This is a genomic window from Pseudomonas trutticola BRTCR10 (assembly GCF_056155105.1).
In genome coordinates this window covers 5,610,303-5,634,191 of record NZ_CM149552.1, presented here as the reverse complement: position 1 = coordinate 5,634,191, position 23,889 = coordinate 5,610,303, and the positions used below count along the sequence as shown (strand labels likewise).

At 59.4% G+C, this 23,889-nt stretch carries 21 protein-coding genes and 4 tRNA genes; 19 read left to right on the top strand and 6 right to left on the bottom strand.

The window, feature by feature from the left end:
• Window positions 1-30 precede the first annotated feature (30 nt).
• The 5 genes from ribF (at window position 31) to ispH (ending at window position 5,939) form a co-directional block, all read left to right on the top strand.
• Window positions 31-969: a bifunctional riboflavin kinase/FAD synthetase gene (gene ribF / locus ACVVH8_RS25580; protein ID WP_177431386.1), complete on the top strand. Its 939-nt coding sequence runs from the start codon at window positions 31-33 to the stop codon at window positions 967-969.
• Window positions 970-982: 13 nt separating this feature from the next.
• Window positions 983-3,814, top strand: a complete 2,832-nt coding sequence (gene ileS / locus ACVVH8_RS25575; RefSeq protein ID WP_103303597.1) for an isoleucine--tRNA ligase — start codon at window positions 983-985, stop codon at window positions 3,812-3,814.
• Entirely contained in the window at window positions 3,807-4,319 is a 513-nt protein-coding gene (gene lspA / locus ACVVH8_RS25570; RefSeq protein ID WP_103303596.1) for a signal peptidase II, read from the top strand. Before ileS ends, lspA begins: the two co-directional genes overlap by 8 nt.
• Before the next feature lie 7 nt (window positions 4,320-4,326).
• Window positions 4,327-4,764, top strand: a complete 438-nt coding sequence (gene fkpB / locus ACVVH8_RS25565; protein WP_177431389.1) for an FKBP-type peptidyl-prolyl cis-trans isomerase — start codon at window positions 4,327-4,329, stop codon at window positions 4,762-4,764.
• A gap of 230 nt (window positions 4,765-4,994) precedes the next feature.
• A complete protein-coding gene (gene ispH, locus ACVVH8_RS25560) occupies window positions 4,995-5,939 on the top strand; it encodes a 4-hydroxy-3-methylbut-2-enyl diphosphate reductase (protein ID WP_475226988.1) in 945 nt (314 codons plus the stop codon).
• Here the strand turns inward: ispH and ACVVH8_RS25555 are convergent.
• A complete protein-coding gene (locus ACVVH8_RS25555) occupies window positions 5,911-6,465 on the bottom strand; it encodes a GspH/FimT family pseudopilin (RefSeq protein ID WP_103303593.1) in 555 nt (184 codons plus the stop codon). The two genes, ispH and ACVVH8_RS25555, sit on opposite strands and share 29 nt — an antisense overlap.
• A gap of 130 nt (window positions 6,466-6,595) precedes the next feature.
• Here ACVVH8_RS25555 and ACVVH8_RS25550 point away from each other — a divergent pair, with 130 nt between their 5' ends.
• From ACVVH8_RS25550 to thiO, 7 genes are read left to right on the top strand one after another with little or no spacing between them, the layout of a single operon-like run.
• Window positions 6,596-7,069: a GspH/FimT family pseudopilin gene (locus ACVVH8_RS25550; protein WP_475226985.1), complete on the top strand. Its 474-nt coding sequence runs from the start codon at window positions 6,596-6,598 to the stop codon at window positions 7,067-7,069.
• Window positions 7,066-7,515: a type IV pilus modification protein PilV gene (gene pilV, locus ACVVH8_RS25545; protein ID WP_103303591.1), complete on the top strand. Its 450-nt coding sequence runs from the start codon at window positions 7,066-7,068 to the stop codon at window positions 7,513-7,515. Before ACVVH8_RS25550 ends, pilV begins: the two co-directional genes overlap by 4 nt.
• Window positions 7,512-8,225, top strand: coding sequence for a PilW family protein (locus tag ACVVH8_RS25540; RefSeq protein ID WP_475226982.1), 714 nt, complete (start codon window positions 7,512-7,514; stop codon window positions 8,223-8,225). The genes pilV and ACVVH8_RS25540 overlap by 4 nt, the downstream gene beginning before the upstream one ends.
• An 11-nt stretch (window positions 8,226-8,236) precedes the next feature.
• The gene (locus ACVVH8_RS25535; protein ID WP_103303589.1) at window positions 8,237-8,716 is read left to right on the top strand and encodes a pilus assembly PilX family protein; all 480 of its coding nucleotides are present in this window, start codon (window positions 8,237-8,239) and stop codon (window positions 8,714-8,716) included.
• The gene (locus tag ACVVH8_RS25530) at window positions 8,703-11,786 is read left to right on the top strand and encodes a pilus assembly protein (protein ID WP_213026626.1); all 3,084 of its coding nucleotides are present in this window, start codon (window positions 8,703-8,705) and stop codon (window positions 11,784-11,786) included. The genes ACVVH8_RS25535 and ACVVH8_RS25530 overlap by 14 nt, the downstream gene beginning before the upstream one ends.
• Window positions 11,787-11,801: 15 nt before the next feature.
• A complete protein-coding gene (locus tag ACVVH8_RS25525) occupies window positions 11,802-12,203 on the top strand; it encodes a type IV pilin protein (RefSeq protein WP_103303587.1) in 402 nt (133 codons plus the stop codon).
• 57 nt (window positions 12,204-12,260) lie between these two features.
• Complete coding sequence (gene thiO / locus ACVVH8_RS25520; protein WP_475226979.1) at window positions 12,261-13,361, top strand: glycine oxidase ThiO; 1,101 nt, start codon at window positions 12,261-12,263, stop codon at window positions 13,359-13,361.
• A 127-nt stretch (window positions 13,362-13,488) separates the two neighbouring features.
• Here thiO and ACVVH8_RS25515 read toward each other — a convergent pair whose 3' ends face one another.
• From ACVVH8_RS25515 to ACVVH8_RS25500, 4 genes are all read right to left on the bottom strand, one after another.
• Window positions 13,489-14,832 (bottom strand): sigma-54-dependent transcriptional regulator, encoded by a 1,344-nt coding sequence (locus tag ACVVH8_RS25515; protein WP_475226975.1) that lies wholly within the window; start codon window positions 14,830-14,832, stop codon window positions 13,489-13,491.
• On the bottom strand, window positions 14,829-16,418 hold the full coding sequence (locus ACVVH8_RS25510) for a sensor histidine kinase (RefSeq protein WP_213026623.1): 1,590 nt from the start codon (window positions 16,416-16,418) through the stop codon (window positions 14,829-14,831). Before ACVVH8_RS25510 ends, ACVVH8_RS25515 begins: the two co-directional genes overlap by 4 nt.
• Window positions 16,408-16,641 carry a PP0621 family protein gene (locus ACVVH8_RS25505; RefSeq protein WP_103303583.1) on the bottom strand — a complete coding sequence of 78 codons (234 nt, stop codon included), beginning with the start codon at window positions 16,639-16,641 and terminating at the stop codon, window positions 16,408-16,410. Before ACVVH8_RS25505 ends, ACVVH8_RS25510 begins: the two co-directional genes overlap by 11 nt.
• A 126-nt stretch (window positions 16,642-16,767) precedes the next feature.
• Window positions 16,768-17,784 (bottom strand): outer membrane protein assembly factor BamD, encoded by a 1,017-nt coding sequence (locus ACVVH8_RS25500; protein ID WP_093434846.1) that lies wholly within the window; start codon window positions 17,782-17,784, stop codon window positions 16,768-16,770.
• A 151-nt stretch (window positions 17,785-17,935) separates the two neighbouring features.
• On the opposite strand from ACVVH8_RS25500, the gene rluD reads away from it, so the two are divergent.
• The 7 genes from rluD to ACVVH8_RS25465 all read left to right on the top strand — a co-directional run bounded on the left by rluD (window position 17,936) and on the right by ACVVH8_RS25465 (window position 23,026).
• On the top strand, window positions 17,936-18,898 hold the full coding sequence (rluD, locus tag ACVVH8_RS25495; protein WP_475226973.1) for a 23S rRNA pseudouridine(1911/1915/1917) synthase RluD: 963 nt from the start codon (window positions 17,936-17,938) through the stop codon (window positions 18,896-18,898).
• Window positions 18,895-19,617, top strand: a complete 723-nt coding sequence (pgeF, locus tag ACVVH8_RS25490) for a peptidoglycan editing factor PgeF (RefSeq protein ID WP_475226971.1) — start codon at window positions 18,895-18,897, stop codon at window positions 19,615-19,617. Before rluD ends, pgeF begins: the two co-directional genes overlap by 4 nt.
• Before the next feature lie 131 nt (window positions 19,618-19,748).
• Window positions 19,749-22,313 (top strand): ATP-dependent chaperone ClpB, encoded by a 2,565-nt coding sequence (clpB, locus tag ACVVH8_RS25485; protein WP_213026621.1) that lies wholly within the window; start codon window positions 19,749-19,751, stop codon window positions 22,311-22,313.
• A 296-nt stretch (window positions 22,314-22,609) separates the two neighbouring features.
• Window positions 22,610-22,685, top strand: a tRNA-Asn gene (locus ACVVH8_RS25480).
• A 9-nt stretch (window positions 22,686-22,694) separates the two neighbouring features.
• A tRNA-Pro gene (locus ACVVH8_RS25475) sits at window positions 22,695-22,771 on the top strand.
• Between the two features lie 5 nt (window positions 22,772-22,776).
• Window positions 22,777-22,852, top strand: a tRNA-Lys gene (locus ACVVH8_RS25470).
• Window positions 22,853-22,949: 97 nt separating this feature from the next.
• Window positions 22,950-23,026, top strand: a tRNA-Pro gene (locus ACVVH8_RS25465).
• 117 nt (window positions 23,027-23,143) lie between these two features.
• Here the strand turns inward: ACVVH8_RS25465 and ACVVH8_RS25460 are convergent.
• Complete coding sequence (locus ACVVH8_RS25460; RefSeq protein ID WP_103306526.1) at window positions 23,144-23,551, bottom strand: HvfA family oxazolone/thioamide-modified RiPP metallophore; 408 nt, start codon at window positions 23,549-23,551, stop codon at window positions 23,144-23,146.
• Window positions 23,552-23,889: the final 338 nt, after the last annotated feature.

Sequence of the window (23,889 nt, the reverse complement as noted above, 5' to 3'; positions counted from 1 at the left end):
ATCGACCACTTTATGAGCAAGAAGCGCGTTATGCAGCTGGTTCGAGGCCTCCACAACTTGCGCCCCCAGCATCGGGGCTGCGTCGCCACTATTGGCAACTTTGACGGTGTTCACCGTGGTCACCAGGCTATCCTGGCCCGACTGCGTGAGCGTGCGCATGAGTTGGGCGTACCCAGCTGCGTGGTGATTTTCGAGCCGCAGCCACGGGAATTCTTTGCGCCAGAGACCGCGCCGGCGCGTCTGGCCCGGTTGCGCGACAAGCTGCAACTGCTGGCGGCCGAAGGCGTTGACCGGGTTCTGTGCCTGGCATTCAACCAGCGTTTGAGCAAGCTCAGCGCCAGTGAGTTCGTCGATACCATTCTGGTGGACGGCCTCGGCGTACAACATCTGGAAGTGGGTGACGACTTCCGCTTCGGCTGCGATCGCCTCGGCGATTTCGATTTTCTGTTGCAGGCCGGGCAAGTTCACGGCTTCACCGTTGAAGCTGCGCAAACCGTCGAGCTGGACGGCATTCGCGTCAGCAGCACCCAGGTGCGCAACGCGTTGGCCGCCGCTGATTTTGCCTTGGCCGAACGTTTGCTCGGCCGTCCGTACCGCATCGCCGGTCGCGTGCTGCATGGCCAGAAACTGGCCCGGCAACTGGGTACGCCCACGGCCAACATTCAACTCAAGCGTCGTCGCGTGCCGTTCACCGGGGTGTATCTGGTGGATGTCGATATTGACGGCAAAACCTGGCCCGGCGTCGCCAATATCGGCGTGCGGCCCACGGTGCAAGGTGATGGCAAGGCCCACCTTGAGGTTCATCTTTTAGATTTTGCCGGCGATCTGTATGACCGGCGTTTGACGGTGGTTTTCCACCAAAAGCTGCGTGAAGAGCAGCGATTCGCCTCCCTGGAGGCATTGAAAACGGCGATCAATGCGGATGTCGCCACCGCCCGTGCACTAGCCGCACCTAGCGCCCATCGCTAATGAAGAGCCTTAAATGACCGACTATAAAGCCACGCTTAACCTTCCGGACACCGCCTTCCCAATGAAGGCCGGCCTGCCACAGCGCGAACCGCAGATCCTGCAGCGCTGGGACAGTATTGGCCTGTACGGAAAGTTGCGCGAGATTGGCAAGGATCGTCCGAAGTTCGTCCTGCACGACGGCCCTCCGTATGCCAACGGCACGATCCACATCGGTCACGCACTGAACAAGATTCTCAAGGACATGATCATCCGCTCGAAAACCCTTTCGGGTTTCGACGCGCCGTATGTTCCGGGTTGGGACTGCCACGGCCTGCCGATCGAGCACAAGGTTGAAGTGACCCACGGCAAGAACCTGGGCGCGGACAAGACCCGCGAACTGTGCCGTGCCTACGCCACCGAGCAGATCGAAGGGCAGAAGACCGAGTTCATCCGCCTCGGCGTGCTGGGCGACTTCGCCAATCCGTACAAGACCATGGACTTCAAGAACGAGGCCGGTGAAATCCGTGCCCTCGCCGAAATCGTCAAGGGCGGTTTCGTGTTCAAGGGCCTCAAGCCAGTGAACTGGTGCTTCGACTGCGGTTCGGCCCTGGCCGAAGCCGAAGTCGAGTACGAGAACAAGAAGTCCTCGACCATCGACGTGGCTTTCCCGATCGCTGACGAGGCCAAACTGGCCGCCGCGTTCGGTCTGCCGTCGCTGAGCAAGCCTGCCTCGATCGTGATCTGGACCACCACCCCGTGGACCATCCCGGCCAACCAGGCACTGAACGTTCACCCGGAATTCAACTACGCGCTGGTTGATATCGGCGACAAGCTGCTGGTGCTGGCAGAAGAGCTGGTTGAGGCCTGCCTGGCGCGCTATGGCGTCGAAGGCTCGGTCATCGCGACCACCACCGGTAAAGAACTGGAACTGATCAACTTCCGTCACCCGTTCTACGACCGTCTGTCGCCAGTGTATCTGGCTGACTACGTCGAACTGGGCGCCGGCACCGGCGTGGTTCATTCCGCCCCGGCCTACGGTGTGGATGACTTCGTGACCTGCAAGAAATACGGCATGGTCAACGACGACATCCTCAACCCGGTGCAAAGCAACGGCGTTTACGTGCCGTCGCTGGAATTCTTCGGTGGTCAGTTCATCTGGAAGGCCAACCCGGCCATCGTCGACAAGCTGACCGAAGTCGGTGCGCTGATGCACACCACCGTCATCGAGCACAGCTACATGCACTGCTGGCGCCACAAGACCCCGCTGATCTACCGCGCCACCGCGCAGTGGTTCATCGGCATGGACAAAGAGCCGGTCAGCGGCGACACCCTGCGTGTGCGCTCGCTCAAAGCCATCGAAGACACCAAGTTCGTTCCGGCCTGGGGCCAGGCGCGTCTGCACTCGATGATCGCCAACCGTCCGGACTGGTGCATCTCCCGTCAGCGCAACTGGGGCGTGCCGATCCCGTTCTTCCTCAACAAGGAAAGCGGCGAACTGCACCCGCGCACTGTCGAGCTGATGGAAGAAGTCGCCAAGCGCGTTGAAGTCGAAGGCATCGAAGCCTGGTTCAAGCTCGACGCCGCCGAACTGCTGGGTGATGAAGCGCCGCAGTACGACAAGATCAGCGACACCCTCGACGTCTGGTTCGATTCGGGTACCACGCACTGGCACGTCCTGCGCGGTTCGCATCCGATGGGCCACGAGACCGGCCCGCGTGCCGACCTGTACCTGGAAGGTTCCGACCAGCACCGTGGCTGGTTCCACTCGTCGCTGCTGACCGGTTGCGCCATCGACAACCACGCGCCGTACCGCGAGCTGCTGACCCACGGTTTCACCGTCGACGAGTCCGGCCGCAAGATGTCCAAGTCGCTGGGCAACGTAATCGCGCCGCAGAAAGTCAACGACACTCTGGGCGCCGACATCATGCGTCTGTGGGTGGCTTCGACCGACTACTCCGGTGAAATGGCGGTTTCCGAACAGATCCTGCAACGCAGCGCGGACGCCTATCGTCGTATCCGTAACACCGCGCGCTTCCTGCTCTCGAACCTGACCGGCTTCAACCCGGCCACTGACATCCTGCCGGCTGAAGAAATGCTCGCGCTGGATCGTTGGGCGGTAGACCGCACCCTGCTGCTGCAACGCGAGTTGCAAGAGCATTACGGCGAATATCGTTTCTGGAACGTCTACTCGAAGATCCACAACTTCTGCGTGCAGGAGCTGGGTGGTTTCTACCTCGACATCATCAAGGACCGTCAGTACACCACTGGCGCCGACAGCAAGGCTCGTCGTTCGTGCCAGACCGCGCTGTTCCATATCTCCGAAGCGCTGGTGCGCTGGATCGCACCGATCCTGGCGTTCACCGCCGATGAGCTGTGGCAGTACCTGCCGGGCGAGCGCAATGAATCCGTCATGCTCAACACCTGGTATGAGGGTCTGACCGAGCTGCCGGAAGGCTTCGAGCTGGGTCGTGCCTACTGGGATCGCATCATGGAAGTGAAGGTTGCGGTCAACAAAGAGATGGAAATCCAGCGAGCGGCCAAGGCCGTCGGTGGCAACCTGCAGGCCGAAGTGACGCTGTTCGCCGAAGAGGCGCTGAGCGCCGATCTGGCCAAGCTGAGCAACGAACTGCGCTTCGTTCTGATCACTTCGACCGCCAGCGTCGCGCCGTTTGTACAGGCTCCGGCTGACGCGGTGGTCACCGAAGTCAGCGGCCTGAAGCTGCAGATCGTCAAATCGGCCTTCCCGAAATGCGCCCGTTGCTGGCACTGCCGTGAAGACGTCGGCGTGAACCCGGAGCATCCGGAGATCTGCGGTCGTTGCGTCGACAACATCAGCGGCGCAGGCGAGGTTCGTCACTATGCCTGATTCCCTTGGCCGTTTCGGACGGTTGAGCTGGCTCTGGTTGAGTTTGCTGGTTCTGGTCATCGACCAGGCCAGCAAGTTCTACTTCGAAGGCAAGCTCGAAATGTTCCAGCAGATCGTGATCATTCCCGATTACTTCAGCTGGACCCTGGCCTACAACACCGGCGCTGCGTTCAGCTTCCTGGCTGACAGCTCCGGCTGGCAGCGCTGGTTGTTCGCCCTGATCGCGATTGTGGTCAGTGCGGTGCTGGTGGTCTGGCTCAAACGTCTTGGCCGTAACGAAACCTGGCTGGCCATCGCTTTGGCGCTGGTGCTGGGCGGGGCGCTGGGCAATCTGTATGACCGCATTGCCCTGGGCCATGTGATCGATTTCATTCTGGTGCACTGGCAGAATCGCTGGTACTTCCCGGCGTTCAACTTCGCCGACAGCGCCATCACCGTGGGTGCGGTGATGCTGGCACTGGATATGTTCAAAAGTAAAAAGACCGGAGAAGCCGTTCATGACTGAACAGGTATTGGCTGAGCAACGCATCGGCCAGAACACGGAAGTCACTTTGCACTTTGCATTGCGCCTGGAGAACGGCGACACCGTCGACAGTACGTTCGACAAGGCCCCGGCGACCTTCAAGGTCGGCGACGGCAACCTGCTGCCGGGTTTCGAAGCGGCGCTGTTCGGTTTCAAGGCCGGTGACAAGCGTACGCTGACCGTCGAGCCGGAAAACGCCTTCGGCCAGCCGAACCCGCAGAACGTGCAGGTTATTCCGCGTTCGCAGTTTGCCGACATGGAACTGTCGCCGGGTTTGCTGGTGATCTTCAACGATGCGGCCAATACTGAGCTGCCGGGCGTGGTGAAAGAATTCGATGACGCGCAAGTGACCGTCGACTTCAACCACCCGCTGGCGGGGAAGACGCTGACCTTTGACGTCGAGATCATCAACGTCAAAGCGCTGTAAGCAACAACGCATAACCACTGTGGAAGTGGACTTGTTGTGATGAGGGGATTCATCCTCGATGGGGGGCGAAGCTTCCCAAAATCAGGCACCGAGATCTTTAACGGGAAAGCGCTGTCGGGTTTTACGATTGCTTCGTAATCGATCGGGGATAAACCCCCTCGCCACAACAAGCCCGCTCCCACAGGGACTGCAATGATCTATTTTCTTGCGCGCAAGACACGAGGCACAGCATGCAAATCAAACTCGCCAACCCCCGTGGCTTCTGCGCCGGCGTGGACCGGGCGATCGAAATCGTCAACCGCGCCCTGGAAGTCTTCGGGCCGCCGATCTACGTGCGTCATGAAGTGGTGCACAACAAGTTCGTCGTCGAAGACCTGCGCAGTCGTGGCGCGGTTTTCGTCGAAGAACTGGATCAGGTGCCGGACGATGTCATCGTGATTTTCAGTGCTCACGGCGTATCGCAAGCCGTGCGCACCGAAGCCGCCGGCCGTGGCCTGAAGGTGTTTGACGCCACTTGCCCACTGGTGACCAAGGTGCACATCGAAGTGGCGAAATACAGCCGCGACGGTCGTGAATGCATCCTGATCGGCCACGCCGGTCATCCGGAAGTCGAAGGCACCATGGGTCAGTACGACGCCAGCAACGGTGGCGCGATCTATCTCGTCGAAGACGAAAAAGACGTCGGCGAACTGCAAGTGCATAACCCGGAAAAACTGGCCTTTGTCACCCAGACCACCCTGTCGATGGATGACACCAGCCGGGTCATCGATGCCTTGCGCACGCGCTTCCCGGCTATCGGCGGCCCACGCAAGGACGACATTTGCTACGCCACGCAAAACCGTCAGGACGCGGTCAAGCAACTGGCCGATGAATGCGACGTGGTGCTGGTGGTCGGCAGCCCGAACAGTTCCAACTCCAACCGCTTGCGTGAGCTCGCTGAACGCATGGCCACACCGGCCTACCTGATCGACGGCGCCGAAGACCTGCAAAAGAGCTGGTTCGATGGCGTCGAGCGCATCGGCATCACCGCCGGTGCCTCTGCTCCGGAAGTCCTGGTGCGTGGTGTGATTCAGCAGTTGCAGGCCTGGGGCGCTACCGGTGCCGATGAGCTGGCCGGTCGCGAAGAGAACATCACGTTCTCGATGCCTAAAGAGCTGCGCGTCCGTTCGATCTGACGTTTTTGGTTTTCTGACACAGCGCCTGTTCAGTCTTGTCACTGCCCAGGCGCACCCGACCGGTCGCCGCCAGTACGATCTGATGCTGGCTGACCGGCTCGCGAATCGAACAGACATGTAAAGTCCCTGCCTGAAAGGCCCGCCCGGGCATCAGCGGTTGGCCCAGATTGCTGAACCGCACATAACGACTCACCGACCAGTTGCCGACAATGGGCACCTTCGCGTCAATCGCACGCTCTACCAGCAGCGGATTGCTGCTGTCTCCCGGCCCCTTGCCGCTGATATCCAGAACGATCCGCCAGCCCTGACCCCAGTCGCCGTTGATGGCATGAATCACCACACTCTGATTGTGGGTGAGCGCCAGCGTTCGGGCATGGCGAATACCGTAGAGCAGGGATTGCGCGGCCTCATCCCGATGGTTCGACTCCGTGAGTGTGGCAAACGCCGGACTGACCAGCAGCAGAACAATTGCGCCAATCGCCAGTCCCATAAGCAGTTCGATCAGGCTGAATCCCTGTTGCGACATGAAAACTCCCTCCATGGAGTGCGGTGGTTGACGCGATCCGTGCGCCGGGCAGGGCAAATCAACCGACACAGGTCGGTTGAATGTTCTAGCGTGTAGAAGCAGGTATAGCCGACGGCAACGGAGGGCACCGATGGATCATCGTACAAAAGGTTTCACGCTGATCGAGTTGCTGGTCGCGATTGCCATCTTCGTGATCATGATCACTCTGTCGGTGCCGGCATTTACCCGCTCGATACAAGGCAGCAAAGCCGATACGGAAATGGGCGACCTGCAGCGGGCAATCAATTTCGCAAGACTTGAGGCCATTGATCGAGGCGTGACCACCCGCCTGCGTCCAACCGCCGGGGGCAGCGTCTGGACCGGCGAATTGTCGGTCTACGACAGTACTGGCACTCCGGCCAATGTGTTGCGGGTTGTTCCGGCAATGAGCAGTGGTGCGACTCTGACGCTAACCTCTGGAGTGACCGCGCTGGATTTCAACAATCTGGGAGGTCTGGCGGCGCCGTCCACGGCGGTGGCCATCAGTTACACGTTGGGCACGCAAAGCAGGACGCTGAACGTGTGTTTGAACGGACGAATTCAACTGGGTGGAAGTTGCGGATGAGGGCAGGGAGCAAGGGCGTACAGCAAGGCATGACGCTGATTGAAGTGTTGGTCGCGTTGCTGATTCTGACGGTCGGACTGCTGGGGGCGGCGGCGGTGCAATTGAATGCACTGAAGTACACCGACAGTTCACGCATGACCAGTCAGGCCAGTTTCATCGCCTACGACATGATGGACCGCATCCGCGCCAACTCAGGCGCCGATTACACGGTCACGCCACCGACCTCCGGTAACCTCGGCGTGACACGTGATCAGGATCTCTACGACTTCACCACCAACATCGTCAATTTCGGCGGGCCGACGGCCACCGGCAGCATCACGCTCAACCAACGGGTCTACACGATCACCATCACCTGGAGTGACGCCCGGGCCGCGAATACCGCCAGTGCCCAGCGCAGTTTCGTGCTGAGCAGCCGCGCTGCGGTGGATCCGGTGGCCACACCATGAAGCGCCAAAACCAGGGTTTCGGTCTGATTGAATTGCTGATCGCTCTGGCACTGGGGCTGATCGTGGTATTGGGCGTGGTGCAGACGTTCATCGCGGCAAAAAACACCTATGTCAGTCAGAACAGCGCCGCCGCCATGCAGGAGGACGCACGTTTTGTGTTGAGCAAGATGATTCAGGAAATACGCATGGTGGGCATGTTCGGATGCCTGGGCACTATCACCGACTCGAGCACGGCCGGGGATTTCAATGCGGCGCAGATCACACCGATCAGTTGGGACAATGCCAATCTCAAACTGACCCTGGTGACCTCGGATGTCGGCAGTGGCGGTGGCACGCCTACCTGGACGGTGCTGTCCGATTGCCGTAACAGCGCGACGGCCTATACCGGCTTGCGTAGTCCGGCGACCGGGCAGATCGCTTTCCCGATCCGGCGTCTGATCTACAACTTCAGTAACAACCAGATCCTGATGGGTACCGGCAGCGGTACGCCAACCCAGCAGGTGCTGGTCAACAACGTCAGTGCGTTCAACGTGACGTTTGGTCTGGCCAGTTCTGCGACGGATGTCGCAGCATCGACTTACAGCGTCAATCCCAGCGATCCGGCACGTATTCGCAGTGTGCGTCTGAGCCTGACCCTCACCGATCCGAATAACCGGGTGAGCAATCAAACCTTCAACGTGGTTGCCGCCTTGCGCAACCGCTTGCAATGAGGGCCTGAGCGATGATGATTTCTTTGCATCAGCGTCAGGCACAGCGCGGCATGGTGCTGCTGGTCAGTCTGGTGTTTCTGCTGCTGCTGACGCTGATCGGGCTGTCGTCGATGCAGAGTGCCAACCTGCAGGAAAAAATGGCCGGTAGCGTGAGCCTGCGCAATCAGTCGTTCCAGACCGCCGAAGCAGCGTTGCGCGTGGGCGAGAGCGCAGTGCAACTGGACAGTTATTCGTTGGCGGTGTGCAGCGGCACGACGCAATGTGCGCCTCCGGCAGAGTCATCAGTGGTCAGTGCGGCGGGGCTCAATTCGACCTCGGGGGTGACCTGGATCGCAGCGGGCAATGGCTTTTATGGTGTGCAGAACATCGGGACGACACTCACCGCCGTCAATGTACCGAGCAACACTTCGGCAACGCTGTATCGGGTGACCGCTGTCGGCATTGCCGGCACTTCGCGTAGCGTGGTGGAGAGTGTCTATGCGAAGTATTGAACGCTGCGGATCGCTGCTGATTGGCATACTGATGAGTTTGTATCTGGCCGCACCGGCCTGGGCGTTCACGCCGTCCGACTCGCCGCTGCTGAGTGCGGCGGCGGTGCCACCCAACGTCATGCTGCTGATCGACGACTCGGGGAGTATGAACAGCATCATTTACGCGGCGGGGTTCGATCCGACTGTCGATCGCACACCGGCCCGGCAATGTAACGCCTTGCTCGGCTTGTGCCTGAGTTCGACGGCGATCACCGGTGATCCGATATTTCTATCGAGCTTGCCGACTTCGGGATGTTCCGGCGGGGCATACGCGTTCTACAACAACAGCCTGGCGCCGCTATGCCTGAAACTGCCGGATCCTGTGGGCAGCGGCAACACCCGCTATTCAGGGGATTACATTTCTTACGTGGTCGGGCTGGCCATCAATAACGGCACCCGGGATTTCACCAACGGGGCAATCCCCAACGACTACCGCATCAACGTTGCGCGCAACGTTTCCACGGCGCTGGTTACCAGTAACCGGACCCTGCGCATGGGCCTGTCGACGTTCAATCCGGCCACCAGCAACAACTCCGGCAATGGCGGCTACATTGCCCGCTCCATCGCCGATCTGTCGCCAGTCTCCGGTAGCGTCACCCAGGCCCAGGCGGACACCAACTACAACGCGCTCATTTCAGCGATCAATAACTTGAGTGCCGTTGCCAACACGCCATTGGCCGAAACCTATTACGAAATCACCCGCTACATGCGCGGCATGGCGCCGTATTACAACTCCACGCCAGCCACCTATACCAGCCCGATTCAGTACCGCTGCCAGAGAAACTATGGCGTGGTGATTACTGACGGCTTGCCGACCTATGACCGAACCTTTCCAACTAACGATCCGCTCGGCGGTACCCGATTGCCGAACTGGGACGGCGTCAACAATGACGGCAATAACCTCAATGGCGATAACGAAGGCGACACACTGTATCTGGATGACATCGCCAAATTCGCCTTCGATATCGACATGCGCTCGACCGGCACCGACGCGGCAGGCAAGAGCTGGAACGCGGTGGATTTTCCCAAGCAGAACATGAACACCTACACCGTGGGTTTCACCGCTGATAACGACATGCTCTCGGATGCGGCGAGTTACGGGCAGGGCCGCTACTATCAGGCGACCGACAGCACCGGTCTCAATGCCGCATTGTCGTCGGCACTCAGCGACATCACCTCCAAGGCCGGTTCCGGGGGCAGTGGTGTCACCAGCGGCACCACGCTGGCCAGCGGCACCAGTTATTTCCAGACCAGTTACGACCCCAAGGACTGGCGTGGCACGATCAAGTCCTTCGGCTTTAACTCGGCGGGCGCGGTCAATACATCTGCGACCCTCTGGACCACCGACACCACCATCGTTCCGAGCGCTACCGCGCCGGCTTACCAGTCGTGGAATACCACCAGTAACGCGGCGGTGACGCTGGCTTACGGCAATTTTTCCGCGACACAACAGACCACGCTGGGCCAAGGTCTGCCCACCGGCATCACCGGCAATGATCTGGTGGAATGGAGCAAAGGCACCAACAAGACCGGGCTCAAGGTGCGCAGTGTGTTGCTGGGCGACATCATCAACTCGCCACTGGTGCTGGCTTCACCTACGGATAAAACCGCCTCCGACCTGTCTGGCGATACCACTTACACCAGTTACCTGACCACTAAGGCGGCGAACATGAGTGCCAGTCTGGTGGTGAACGCCAACGACGGTTTCGTCAACGTGATCAACTCGGCCAACGGCACCCGGCGTTACGCCTACATGCCGTCCAGCGTGTTGCCGTCTCTGCGCCTGATTGCCGATCCGACCTACATCAACGGCGTCAGCCACAAGTTTCTGGTGGACGGTCAGGTTGGCGTGTTTGACGCGCAACTCAACAGTGCCTGGAAAACCCTCGCCATCGGCGGCACCGGTGCTGGCGGCAAGACATTCTATGCATTGCAACTGTTCGACGCTTCGGCAGGCAACGTCCTTCGCGCACTTTGGGAAGTCAGTGCACCGGCCACCGCCAGCACCGCCAACGCTTTTAATGATCTGGGTTACGCCTATGCGCGGCCGGAAGTGGCACGCTTGGCCGATGGGCGTTGGGCAGCCTTTATCGCCAACGGTTACGGCAGCAACTCGGGCGTGGCGGCGCTGTACGTGCTGGATGTGCGGGATGGGTCACTGATCAAGAAAATCGTCATCGACAGTACGGAAACCACCAACGGCCTGTCCTCGGTGAAGCTCAAGGTCAATTCGCAAAATGTCGTGCAGGCTGCCTATGGCGGTGACTTGAAAGGGCGACTGTGGAAGTTCGACCTGAGCGCGACATCGACCGACAGTTGGGGCGTGGCGTTTTCCGGCAAGCCGTTATTCACAACGGCGGGTGGGGCGACTCAGCCAATTACTGCGCAACCGTTGCTGGCTGACAATTCTCTGGGCGGCAAACAGATTTTCGTCGGCACCGGCAAGTTCAACGAAACCGCCGACAAGACCAACAAGGATTTGCAGGCGTTCTACTCGGTGTGGGATGCCGATGGCGGCTCGGGGCAGCTCACCGTCAGCAGTTTGCAGGCACAGGCAGTGACGGGCGTGTTCTCTGGCAGTACCGGACAATTCATCACCACGACCCAGAACGACACGACGTACCCGGGCGAGAAGGGTTGGTACCTGCCGTTGGTGTATAACAACGCGCTGACTGGCGAGCGGGTAATCAATCAGGCCAGTCTGGTGCTTGGGCGGATCATCTTCACCACGGCGAGCGTCGACACCACCGACCCCTGTTCCAGCTTCGGCACTGGCAAACTGGTCGAACTCGATGCGTTCAGCGGTAAGATGCTCAACTACGCGGTGCTCGATACCAACAACGATGGTGTGGTCGACAGCAATGACACGATTTCCAGTGGCGTGATATTCACCGGTGGCATTCCGACCCTGAACGCTATCGTCAACGGCGCAACGCGCAAGATTGTGAACGACTCCAGTGGCGGCATTACCACCCTGGTGGAAAAATCCGGCGGCGGCAGCCGTCGTATCATGTGGCGACAAATACAGTAAGCGAGAGTTTGAGGCATGCGCAGATCCAACCGAGGCTTTACCCTGATCGAAATCATGATTGTGATTGCGATCATCGGGATCATGCTCACCATCGGCATTCCAAGCTACACCGAATACGTGAAGAAGGGCCGTCGCGCCGAAGTGGTATCGCTGCTGTCGGAACAGGCGCAGAGCCTCGAACGTTTCTACACCAAGAACAATATCTACACCGGCATCACCGGTCTGAGTGCAGGCAACGATTTTTATACGATCACGCCGACCATCACCGACCAGACCTTCCTGCTGACCGCTACCCGCAAGACGGGCACGGCCATGGCGACTGACAAGTGCGGGGATTTCACCCTGACCAACACGGGTGTCAGAAGCATGAACAACGCGACTACCGGGCTGACCACCAAGGATTGCTGGGGCCGCTGAGGCGCTTTCTTTCGGGCGCCTTTTGCGCCCACTGTCTTTTTTACGGTTGGATCAAACATGACCAGGCAACAGCAAGTGGTGATTGTCGGTGGCGGGGTGATTGGCCTGCTGACCGCCTACAATCTTGCTTCCGAAGTGCGCAGCGTGGTGCTGCTGGATCGTTCGAACGTCGGCCAGGAATCGTCCTGGGCCGGTGGCGGCATCGTTTCTCCGCTGTATCCGTGGCGCTACAGCCCGGCAGTCACCGCGCTGGCGCATTGGTCGCAGGATTTTTATCCACAGCTCGGCGAGCGCCTGTTGGCTGATACCGGGGTTGATCCTGAGGTTCACACCACCGGCCTGTATTGGCTGGATCTGGATGACGAAGCTGAAGCCCTGGCTTGGGCCGAGCGCGAGAATCGCCCGTTGCGGGCTGTGGATATCTCGGCGGCGCACCAAGCGGTGCCGGTGCTTGGCAGTGGATTTTCGCGGGCGATCTACATGGCTGATGTGGCCAATGTCAGAAACCCGCGATTGGTCAAATCACTGAAAGCCGCGCTGTTGGCGCTGCCGAACGTGACCATCCACGAGCAGTGCGAAGTCAGCGGGTTTGTTCGTGAGGATGAGCGGGTGGTGGGCGTGCAGGCGTCCACGGGCGTGATCTCTGGCGATCAGGTGGTGCTGACCGCGGGTGCGTGGAGCGGTGATCTGCTCAAGACGTTGAACCTGTCGTTGCCGGTCGAACCGGTCAAGGGCCAGATGATCCTTTACAAATGTGCGGCGGATTACCTGCCGAGTATGGTGCTGGCCAAGGGGCGTTATGCGATTCCGCGTCGTGATGGTCACATCCTGATCGGCAGTACGCTGGAGCACGAAGGCTACGACAAGACGCCGACCGATGTGGCGCTGCAAAGCCTCAAGGCCTCGGCCGAGGAGCTGATACCTGCTTTGGCGGATGCCGAAGTGGTCGGGCATTGGGCTGGATTGCGGCCAGGATCACCGGAAGGGATTCCGTACATTGGCCGTGTGCCGGGGCATGAGGGCTTGTGGCTGAACTGCGGTCATTACCGCAACGGCCTGGTGCTGGCGCCGGCGTCGTGTCACTTGTTTGCCGATGTGATGCTGGGGCGCACGCCGATTATTGATCCGGCGCCGTATGCGCCGACCGGGCGCATCTAGTCTGATGTTTATGGGTTTGTGTAAGGCCGCCATCGCGGGCAAGCCCGCTCCCACAGGTTTTTCAGCCTACACAATTTAGCGGACGTCTCGGACCACTGTGGGAGCGGGCTTGCCCGCGATGAGGTCTTCAGTCCAGACCGAGTTTTTTCAGGCGATAACGCATCGACCTGAACGACAGGCTCAACCGCTGCGCAGCCGCCGTCCGGTTCCAGCGGGTTTCCTCCAGTGCCTGCAAGATCAGTTTGCGTTCGACGTTCTCCAGATAATCTTCCAGATTGTCGATCTGCGTCAGATCGGCAATCGCGCCATCCGCCGCGCAGTTACCCTCGCTCAATCGTAGATCTTCAGTCTCGATCACGCGGTTCTCGCACAAGGTATGTGCCCGCTCGAGGACGTTTTCCAGTTCCCGTACATTGCCTGGAAAGCGGTAACTCTTCAGTGCCTCCAGGGCCTGCGGATGCAGGTGTGCCGCCGGTTGACCGGTATCCTTGGCCAAGCGCTTGAGCATGTGCGCCGCCAGCACTTCAATGTCATCGCGGCGTTCGCGCAGGGACGGCACACGCAGTTCGATCACGTTGAGACGGTAATAGAGGTCCTGGCGAAAGCGCTCGGCGGTGACCTCCGCATCGAGGTCCTTGTGGGTTGCGCAGAGAATTCGCACATCAACCACGGTTTCCTGCTGACCGCCCACACTGCGCACGGCTTTCTCCTGAATTGCTCGCAGCAGTTTCACCTGCATCGACAGTGGCAAGTCCGCCACCTCATCAAGAAACAGTGTGCCGCCCTGCGCGGCCTGAAACAGCCCCGGTTTGTCCTCGACAGCCCCGGTGAAGCTGCCTTTGCGATGGCCGAAAAACTCGCTTTCCATCAGCTCCGACGGAATCGCCCCGCAGTTCACCGGCACGAATGGCTGACCGGCACGCGGGCCTTGTTCGTGGATCAGTCGCGCCACCAACTCTTTGCCACTGCCGGATTCGCCGCTGATGTACACCGGTGCCTGGCTGCGAGCGAGCTTGTCGATTTGCTTGCGCAGATTACGCATTGGCAATGAATCACCCAGCAGCCGTCGATCAATCGTGGTCGAAACCCCTCCCGCCGGCATGCGCAGGGCCGTTGCGACCAGTTCGCGCAGCCGGGTCAGGTCCACCGGTTTGGTAAGGAAGTCGAACGCCCCGGCCTTCAACGCGTTGATTGCCGTTTCGAGGCTGCCATAGGCGGTGATCATCGCCACCGGCAATTGTGGATAACGTTGCTGGATGTGCTGCACCAGTTCAAGCCCCGTACCGTCAGGCAGGCGCATGTCGGTCAGGCACAGATCGAAAGTCTCGCGGTGCAACAGCGCCCGGGCTTCCGTCAGATTGCGTGCGCTGAAGGTGTCGAGTTTCATCCGTCCCAAGGTGATTTCCAGGAGTTCGCGGATATCCGGTTCGTCGTCGACGATGAGGATTTTTTGCCGTAGGCTCGTGTTCAACTTTGTTTCCGTCCGTGAGCAAAGGTGATGCGAAAGCAGCCGCCGCCTTGGCGTGGTTTGAAGTCTAGGCGCGCCTGGTTGCTTTCGCACAGCTCACGGGACAGATAAAGCCCAAGGCCGGTGCCCTGGCTGCTGGTGGTGAAGAACGGTTCGAATAGATGGGCCTGTTCATCAAGCGCCACGCCAGGGCCGTTGTCCTGCACTTCGAGCACCGCCAACTGGCTGTCGGGGTCAATGAACAAGGCCAGCCAGACTTCGGCTTGCTCGTGCAGAAGTCCGCTGTGACGCCAGCCATTACGTAACAGATTGTCGAGAATTTGTGTGAGCTGATTCGGGTCCATCAGGGTGGTGAAGTCGCCCGAGTGGATCCGCAAATGAATCTGCTGGCGCTCGGTGGCCTGTTCGCGGCTTTCGGCGACGAAGTTTTCCAGCCATGGTTTGAGATCCAGGCGTTGCGGTGCGCTCTGCTGGCGACGAGACAGTTGCAGGACGTTTTCGATGACTCGATTCATGCGTTTGGAGTGATCTTGAATAATCTGCGTCAGACGCCGATCTGCGCCATCGAGTTCCTCGGATTCGCCCAGCAACTGCGCGGCGTGACTGATGGCGCCCAGTGGATTGCGAATTTCGTGAGAGATACCGGCGGTCAAACGCCCCAGCGCAGCGAGTTTCAGTTGCTGGGCCTGTTGGGCGATTTGCGCGAGGTCTTCGAGAAACACCAGGGTTTGCTGGTTGGGGCTCTGTTCGAGGGCGATAAAGCTCGGCTGCAGTTCCAGGCCGTTACCGGGGATTTTCAGGCTTTGCGGACGCAGGGTCGGGTTGTTCATCCACAGTTGCAGGCGATCGACCAGCGCGGTGGAGTAATCGTCGATCAAATGGCCTTGAAGATGCGACTGCGCGAGCAAGGTCTGCGCGCTCTGGTTGGCCAGTTGCACCCGACGTTGCGCGTCGAGTACCAGAATCCCGGTGCGCATGCGTTGCAGGATCAGCGCGTTGAGGGCTTCCAGTCCGACCACTTCACTGGCTTTCTGCTCGGCCAGGGTTTCACTGACTTCCAGTCGCCGGATCAGCCCCTGCACCAGCAACGACGCGGCAAAACACAATGCGCCAAGGGTGCCGGCCTGCAAATATTCATTGGCGCTCAGGGGATGGCTGAAACTCAGCAGAAAGCTCAAGGCGACAATGCCGAGGGCGCCAATGGCCGCGATCAGCAGGCCGATGCGTCGGCGCAGCAGGGTGTTGCTGATCGCCACCGAGACCACCAGCAAATTGCCGAGGGCACTGGCCACGCCACCCGCCGCATAGAACAGGCCACACAACAGCAGCACATCCACCAGCGCCAGACTGAATAGCTGGGCCGGGCGCCGGGTGTTCTCAAGGAACACCACCAGCAGGATGTTCAGCACCAGATACAGCCAACTGCCGCCGCGCAGCAGATCGTCGTTGGCCGACGTCAGCAGGCGATTGTCCATATTGCTGGAGATCAGCAGCACGAGCGTGATGCCGACACTCAAGCGGTAGAGATGATAAAGGCGCAGCAGACGCTGAGCCTGTTTCTGATCGGCGTTGGCGGCCTCAGCGATCACTGGCACCCGGGCCTTGCTCGAGGTGAGCCTGGCTGCAATACCACTGTTGTTGAAGGCTCAGCGCACGGTCGCGGGGCAGGTGTACGCCACAATGGGCGCAGCGCACCATCGGCGAAGCGTCTTGCTGGCGAGGGGAGGGCGCGGACGATGCAGGGGCCTTGAATTTGCGCCACAGCCATACCGCAGCAAAAATCAGGGCGATCCAGAATAATAAACGAAGCATGATGAGCCGCTTTTCGATTGATGATCCGGCAGTTTAGCCAAGGACCTGATCAGCGCACAGCGGATTAAAGCGCGGAAATGAAAAAGGGAGATCCGCAGATCTCCCTTTTCCGTACATCCGGTGTGATCAGTCGAACACACCGAAAGTCATGTAGCTGAACCACGAGCGGTCGGTGTTGCTCGATTCCGGCTCCGGCTCTTCGATCACGTCGCCGTTCTCGTCTTTAGGCTTGAGCTCGTTCGGGATCGCATCTTTCGCGTCCTGGAACTGCTTCTGCACGTCCTGGTTGGCGCGGGTTTCGCCCGGCGGCAGCGGTGGACGCGACTCGATCAGACCCAAAGTCGCCTTGCTCAGGAACGAACGGTTGTCGGCCTCGGCAACCCGTGGCACGAACTGGCCGTCTTGCAGGCTCGGGTGGTTCGGGTAGTTGAGCTTCAGGGTTTCCAGGCTGGTGGCCGCCAGATCGTCCAGGTGCAGACGCTGATAGGCTTCAGTCATGACCGCCAGGCCGTCGCCGACCGATGGGGTTTCCTGGAAGTTTTCCACTACGTAACGGCCACGGTTGGCGGCGGCGACGTAAGCCTGACGGGTCAGGTAGTAGTCGGCCACGTGGATCTCGTAGGCCGCCAGCAGGTTGCGCAGGTAAATCATGCGCTGCTTGGCGTCCGGCGCGTAGCGGCTGTTCGGGTAACGACTGGTCAGCTGGGCGAACTCGTTGTAGGAGTCGCGCGCGGCGCCCGGGTCACGCTTGGTCATGTCCAGCGGCAGGAAGCGCGCCAGCAGGCCGACGTCCTGGTCGAAAGAAGTCAGACCTTTGAGGTAGTACGCGTAATCCACGTTCGGGTGCTGCGGATGCAAACGAATGAAACGCTCGGCGGCGGACTTTGCAGCTTCCGGCTCGGCGTTCTTGTAGTTGGCGTAGATCAGTTCCAGCTGCGCCTGATCGGCGTAGCGACCGAACGGATAACGCGACTCCAGAGCCTTCAGCTTGGCTGTGGCGCTGGTGTAGCTGTTGTTGTCCAGGTCAGTCTGAGCCTGCTGATACAGCTCGGCTTCGCTGAGGTTTTCGTCTACGACTTCCTTCGATGAGCAAGCAGCGGTCAATGCGAGGATGGCGATCAGCAGCAGGTGTTTCACTTGCATGGCGGCTTGCGTCCCTATGACGGCCGCTGTCTTGGGCGGGGCCGTCCTGTTATGATGAGCGCCCCGTTGAAAAGCCTCGGGGCAAAAGACGCCGTATTTAACCACAAGCGCGCAGCCGAAACCAAAAGCTGTGCCGACGCACAGTCAGAGCATGTCCGATAAAATTGAACTTCGCGCAGAGGTGCCGTCCGAATTGGGCGGCCAACGCCTCGATCAAGTCGCTGCCCAACTCTTCGCTGAGCACTCTCGCTCGCGCCTTTCCGCCTGGATCAAAGAAGGTCGCCTGACTGTGGACGGGGCGGTCATCCGCCCTCGCGACATTGTGCATGGCGGTGCCATCCTTGACCTGACTGCCGAGCAGGAAGCCCAGGGCGAGTGGATCGCCCAGGACATCGAGCTCGACATCGTCTATGAAGATGACGACATCCTGGTAATCAACAAGCCTGCGGGCCTGGTGGTGCACCCGGCTGCCGGTCACGCCGATGGCACCTTGCTCAACGCCTTGCTGCACCATGTGCCGGACATCATCAATGTTCCGCGCGCCGGTATCGTGCATCGTCTGGACAAGGACACCACCGGTCTGATGGTGGTGGCCAAGACCATTCAGGCACAGACAAAACTGGTTGCGCAGTTGCAGAGCCGCAGTGTCAGCCGGATCTACGAATGCATCGTGATTGGCGTAGTGACTGCCGGCGGCAAGATCAACGCGCCGATCGGTCGTCACGGCCAGCAGCGCCAGCGCATGGCGGTGATGGAGGGCGGCAAGCCTGCCGTCAGCCACTACCGCGTGCTGGAGCGTTTCCGTTCCCACACCCACGTACGGGTGAAGCTGGAAACCGGCCGAACTCACCAGATCCGCGTACACATGGCGCACATCAACTTCCCGTTGGTGGGCGACCCGGCGTACGGCGGTCGTTTCCGCATTCCGCCGGCGGCGAACCTGAACATGGTCGAAACCCTCAAGAACTTCCCGCGGCAGGCTTTGCACGCGCGGTTCCTTGAACTCGATCACCCGACGAGCGGTCAGCGCATGAGCTGGGAATCGCCACTGCCGGAAGACTTCGTCTGGCTGTTGACCCTGCTCAAGCAGGATCGCGAGGCTTTCGTCGGATGAACTGGCTGACGCCGGACTGGCCCGCGCCGGCCAGCGTCAGGGCCTGTGTCACCACCCGCGAGGGCGGTGTCAGCGAGGCGCCGTTCGACAGTCTCAATCTGGGCGATCATGTTGATGACCGCCCGCAGGACGTTGCCGAGAACCGTCGGCGTCTGACTGAGCACTTCTCTATAAAGCCTGCCTGGTTGCAGCAAGTGCACGGAATCACCGTGGCCCATGCTGATCCAGGCGTGGTGGCGACCGCCGACGCCAGTTGGACGGCCACCCCCGGAATTGCCTGTGCGGCGATGACGGCTGATTGCTTGCCGGCGTTGTTCTGCGATCGCGCGGGTACTCGCGTAGCCGCTGCGCACGCCGGTTGGCGTGGTCTGGCGGCGGGCGTGCTGGAAGCGACGCTCGACACGTTGGATGTACCGGCAGAAGACGTACTGGTCTGGCTCGGTCCAGCCATCGGTCCGCAAGCATTTGAAGTGGGCCCGGAAGTTCGGGAGGTCTTCATCAATCAATTGCCTGAAGCAGCCGATGCCTTTGTACCGAGCAGCAATGCCGGCAAGTTCATGGCTGACATCTATATGCTGGCGCGCCTGCGTATGGCAGCCCGTGGTGTCACAGCGGTTTATGGTGGCGGTTTGTGCACCGTGAACGATCCGCGCTTCTTTTCTTACCGCCGTGCGTCGCGCACCGGTCGCTTTGCCTCCCTCGTTTGGCTCACCCGCTAGACTTGCCTGACCTGAATCAACTCTCTGACGCTTGAATCTCCCAGAATCGACCGCATCTACAGTGGTATCTGGCAGGTTTCTTTATTCAGGATGGTTTCTTAGGTCCGGCCTGCTCAAAAGGAAGGTGACCCATGCGTATAGACCGTTTAACCAGCAAATTACAGTTGGCCTTGTCCGACGCCCAGTCGTTGGCTGTCGGCCACGATCATCCGGCCATCGAGCCGGCGCACTTGATGCAAGCCATGCTTGAACAGCAGGGTGGTTCGATCAAACCTCTGCTGATGCAGGTGGGCTTCGACGTCAACAGCTTGCGCAAAGAGCTGACCAAAGAGCTCGACCAATTACCGAAAATCCAGAATCCGACCGGCGACGTCAACATGTCGCAGGATCTGGCGCGCCTGCTCAATCAGGCCGATCGCCTGGCCCAGCAGAAGGGCGACCAGTTCATTTCCAGCGAACTGGTGCTGCTCGCCGCGATGGACGAGAACAGCAAGCTCGGCAAGTTGCTGCTCGGCCAGGGCGTGAGCAAGAAAGCCCTGGAAAACGCGATCAACAACCTGCGCGGCGGTGAGGCTGTCAATGACGCCAACCACGAAGAGTCGCGTCAGGCGTTGGACAAGTACACCGTTGACCTGACCAAGCGTGCCGAAGACGGCAAGCTTGACCCGGTGATCGGCCGTGACGACGAAATTCGTCGCACCATTCAGGTTCTGCAACGCCGCACCAAAAACAACCCGGTGCTGATCGGTGAGCCTGGTGTGGGTAAAACCGCCATCGCCGAAGGTCTGGCCCAGCGCATCATCAACGGCGAAGTGCCGGATGGCCTCAAGGGCAAGCGTCTGCTGTCGCTGGACATGGGCGCGCTGATTGCCGGTGCGAAGTATCGCGGTGAGTTCGAAGAACGCCTGAAATCGCTGCTTAACGAGCTGTCGAAGCAGGAAGGGCAGATCATTCTGTTCATCGACGAACTGCACACCATGGTCGGCGCCGGTAAGGGCGAAGGTTCGATGGACGCCGGCAACATGCTCAAGCCTGCACTGGCTCGCGGCGAGTTGCATTGCGTCGGCGCGACCACGCTCAACGAGTATCGCCAATATATAGAGAAGGACGCAGCGCTCGAGCGACGCTTCCAGAAAGTTCTGGTGGATGAGCCAAGCGAAGAAGACACCATCGCCATCCTGCGTGGCCTCAAGGAGCGTTACGAGGTTCACCACAAGGTGGCGATCACCGACGGCGCGATCATCGCGGCAGCGAAGCTCAGCCATCGTTACATCACTGATCGGCAACTGCCGGACAAGGCCATCGATCTGATCGACGAAGCCGCGAGCCGTATCCGTATGGAAATCGACTCCAAGCCGGAAGTGCTCGATCGTCTGGAACGTCGCCTGATTCAGTTGAAGGTGGAATCCCAGGCGCTGAAGAAAGAAAGCGACGACGCGGCGAAGAAACGCCTGGAAAAACTTCAGGAAGAAATCGAGCGTCACGAGCGTGAGTACTCGGATCTGGAAGAAATCTGGAACTCGGAAAAGGCCGAGGTGCAGGGTTCTGCGCAGATTCAGCAGAAGATCGAACAGTCGCGTCAGGAACTGGAAGCTGCACGCCGCAAAGGCGACCTGAACCGCATGGCCGAGTTGCAGTACGGGGTGATCCCGGATCTGGAGCGCAGTCTGCAAATGGTCGATCAGCACGGCAAGAGCGAAAACCAGCTGCTGCGCAGCAAGGTGACTGAGGAAGAAATCGCTGAAGTCGTCTCGAAGTGGACCGGCATCCCCGTGTCGAAAATGCTCGAAGGCGAGCGCGACAAGCTGATGAAGATGGAAAGCCTGTTGCACCAACGTGTGATCGGTCAGGACGAAGCCGTGGTGGCGGTGGCCAACGCAGTGCGGCGTTCGCGTGCCGGGTTGTCCGACCCGAATCGCCCGAGCGGCTCGTTCATGTTCCTCGGCCCGACCGGTGTCGGTAAAACCGAGCTGTGCAAGGCGCTGGCCGAATTCCTCTTTGATACCGAAGAGGCGATGGTGCGGATCGACATGTCCGAGTTCATGGAGAAACATTCCGTGGCTCGCTTGATCGGTGCGCCACCGGGATACGTCGGTTACGAAGAGGGTGGTTATCTGACCGAAGCGGTACGCCGCAAGCCTTACTCGGTGATCCTGCTGGACGAAGTCGAGAAGGCGCACCCGGATGTGTTCAACATTCTCCTGCAGGTGCTTGAGGATGGTCGCCTGACTGACAGCCATGGCCGCACGGTGGACTTCCGCAATACCGTGATCGTCATGACCTCTAACCTCGGTTCGGTGCAGATCCAGGAACTGGTCGGTGATCGTGAGGCGCAACGTGCTGCAGTAATGGATGCGCTGACGTCGCACTTCCGTCCGGAGTTCATCAACCGGGTCGACGAGGTGGTGATCTTCGAGCCACTGGCGCGGGATCAGATCGCGGGCATTACCGAGATCCAGTTGGGTCGTCTGCGTACGCGTCTGGCCGAGCGTGAATTGAGACTGGAGCTGAGTCCGGAAGCAATGGACAAGCTGATTGCTGTCGGTTACGACCCGGTCTATGGCGCGCGTCCTTTGAAACGGGCGATTCAACGCTGGATCGAAAACCCGCTGGCGCAGTTGATCCTTTCGGGTCACTTCATGCCAGGCGACACGGCGACCGGCACTGTCGAGAACGACGAAATCGTTTTCAACTGAGTCCAGGCGTCAATGAAAATTGGAAGGCCCCACATCGTGGGGCCTTTTTTTTCGTTAGGCTGTTGAACTCAAAGGAAAAGGCTTGTAAAGTGCGCCCCGCAGTCAGTCACCCACAGGGTTTCAGCTCACTGAGCAGAAATCTGAAATAAGTTGCAAATCATTAACTTGAAAGCAATTTAGGGGGTTGACAGAGGTGATCTAGGTTGTAGAATAGCGCGCCTCAGACACACGAACGCAGCGATGCGAACGAAGTCTAAGAGCTGTAAGTTTCACCGTTGTAAATTGAAATATGTAGTTCCGTGATAGCTCAGTCGGTAGAGCAAATGACTGTTAATCATTGGGTCCCAGGTTCGAGTCCTGGTCACGGAGCCAATTTCAAGCCGGGGTATAGCGCAGTCCGGTAGCGCGCCTGCTTTGGGAGCAGGATGTCAGGAGTTCGAATCCCCTTACCCCGACCATTTTTGGGTCGTTAGCTCAGTTGGTAGAGCAGTTGGCTTTTAACCAATTGGTCGTAGGTTCGAATCCCACACGACCCACCATTTTTGAAACCAGTTTGCGCTGGGATCGAATCTTAAGATCAGAGGCCAAAAGCGCTGATCGAAGAAGGCGATCTTTGAAAGGTCGCCTTTTTTTTACCGGGGTATAGCGCAGTCCGGTAGCGCGCCTGCTTTGGGAGCAGGATGTCAGGAGTTCGAATCCCCTTACCCCGACCATATTAAAAATCCTCGTATCGAAAGATACGGGGATTTTTTTTGCCTGAAATTCATGAACAGGCAGACACAAAAAAGCCGCGCTTCCCGAAAGAGAGCGCGGCTTGGTTTTTCCGGCAATCAGGCGCCGTCTTGGTCTTTGAGGTGTTCGAACAGACCTTTGGGCATTTTCTTGCCATTGGCTTCAAAGTTGGCCTTCACGTTGTTGTAGGCCTCTTGCTCGTCGATGAAGCCATCGTGGTTGGTGTCGATTTTGTCGAAGTCGGACTTTGGCGCAACTTTCAGAAATTCGGCACGGGAAACCTTGCCGTCGCCATCACTGTCGGTCTTGGCCATCGAAGCGTCGCCGCATTTGCCTTCGCCACATTTGCCTTCAGGGGCTTTCACCGAGGTTTCTGCCGAAGCGACCATGTAGCCCTGAGCCAGCGGCTGTGCAGCGAATACCGAGCCGGACAGCATCAGACCGCCAGCCAATGCAGCGCCGAGCAGGCCAATGGATTTTTTGCCGAGAGTCGAAGTACGGGACATTGCATTCTCCTGGGCTGCACAGCGCAACCACACGTTATGGACGTTCGCCTGAGCAGGTGTTGCTCGGGTGTGGCCATTAAGCGGTGGTGGTGTATCGCGTCTGTGTCGCGGAGCGGGGGAGTTTGTAAGCGAAGTCGGGATATAGAGGGCGCAGATACACTACGAGACAGAATTGCGAAGCAAATGTAGGAGTGAGCCTGCTCGCGATAGCGGTGTGTCAGAGGACATATTTGTCATTTGACACACCGCTATCGCGAGNGAGCCTGCTCGCGATAGCGGTGTGTCAGAGGACATATTTGTCATTTGACACACCGCTATCGCGAGCAGGCTCACTCCTA

Coding starts and splice junctions, on each gene's coding strand:
- ribF (WP_177431386.1), top strand. CDS start 31: ATGCAGCTGGTTCGAGGCCTCCACAACTTGCGCCCCCAGCATCGGGGC.
- ileS (WP_103303597.1), top strand. CDS start 983: ATGACCGACTATAAAGCCACGCTTAACCTTCCGGACACCGCCTTCCCA.
- lspA (WP_103303596.1), top strand. CDS start 3,807: ATGCCTGATTCCCTTGGCCGTTTCGGACGGTTGAGCTGGCTCTGGTTG.
- ispH (WP_475226988.1), top strand. CDS start 4,995: ATGCAAATCAAACTCGCCAACCCCCGTGGCTTCTGCGCCGGCGTGGAC.
- ACVVH8_RS25555 (WP_103303593.1), bottom strand. CDS start 6,465: ATGTCGCAACAGGGATTCAGCCTGATCGAACTGCTTATGGGACTGGCG.
- ACVVH8_RS25550 (WP_475226985.1), top strand. CDS start 6,596: ATGGATCATCGTACAAAAGGTTTCACGCTGATCGAGTTGCTGGTCGCG.
- pilV (WP_103303591.1), top strand. CDS start 7,066: ATGAGGGCAGGGAGCAAGGGCGTACAGCAAGGCATGACGCTGATTGAA.
- ACVVH8_RS25540 (WP_475226982.1), top strand. CDS start 7,512: ATGAAGCGCCAAAACCAGGGTTTCGGTCTGATTGAATTGCTGATCGCT.
- ACVVH8_RS25535 (WP_103303589.1), top strand. CDS start 8,237: ATGATGATTTCTTTGCATCAGCGTCAGGCACAGCGCGGCATGGTGCTG.
- ACVVH8_RS25530 (WP_213026626.1), top strand. CDS start 8,703: ATGCGAAGTATTGAACGCTGCGGATCGCTGCTGATTGGCATACTGATG.
- ACVVH8_RS25525 (WP_103303587.1), top strand. CDS start 11,802: ATGCGCAGATCCAACCGAGGCTTTACCCTGATCGAAATCATGATTGTG.
- thiO (WP_475226979.1), top strand. CDS start 12,261: ATGACCAGGCAACAGCAAGTGGTGATTGTCGGTGGCGGGGTGATTGGC.
- ACVVH8_RS25505 (WP_103303583.1), bottom strand. CDS start 16,641: ATGCTTCGTTTATTATTCTGGATCGCCCTGATTTTTGCTGCGGTATGG.
- ACVVH8_RS25500 (WP_093434846.1), bottom strand. CDS start 17,784: ATGCAAGTGAAACACCTGCTGCTGATCGCCATCCTCGCATTGACCGCT.
- rluD (WP_475226973.1), top strand. CDS start 17,936: ATGTCCGATAAAATTGAACTTCGCGCAGAGGTGCCGTCCGAATTGGGC.
- pgeF (WP_475226971.1), top strand. CDS start 18,895: ATGAACTGGCTGACGCCGGACTGGCCCGCGCCGGCCAGCGTCAGGGCC.
- clpB (WP_213026621.1), top strand. CDS start 19,749: ATGCGTATAGACCGTTTAACCAGCAAATTACAGTTGGCCTTGTCCGAC.
- ACVVH8_RS25460 (WP_103306526.1), bottom strand. CDS start 23,551: ATGTCCCGTACTTCGACTCTCGGCAAAAAATCCATTGGCCTGCTCGGC.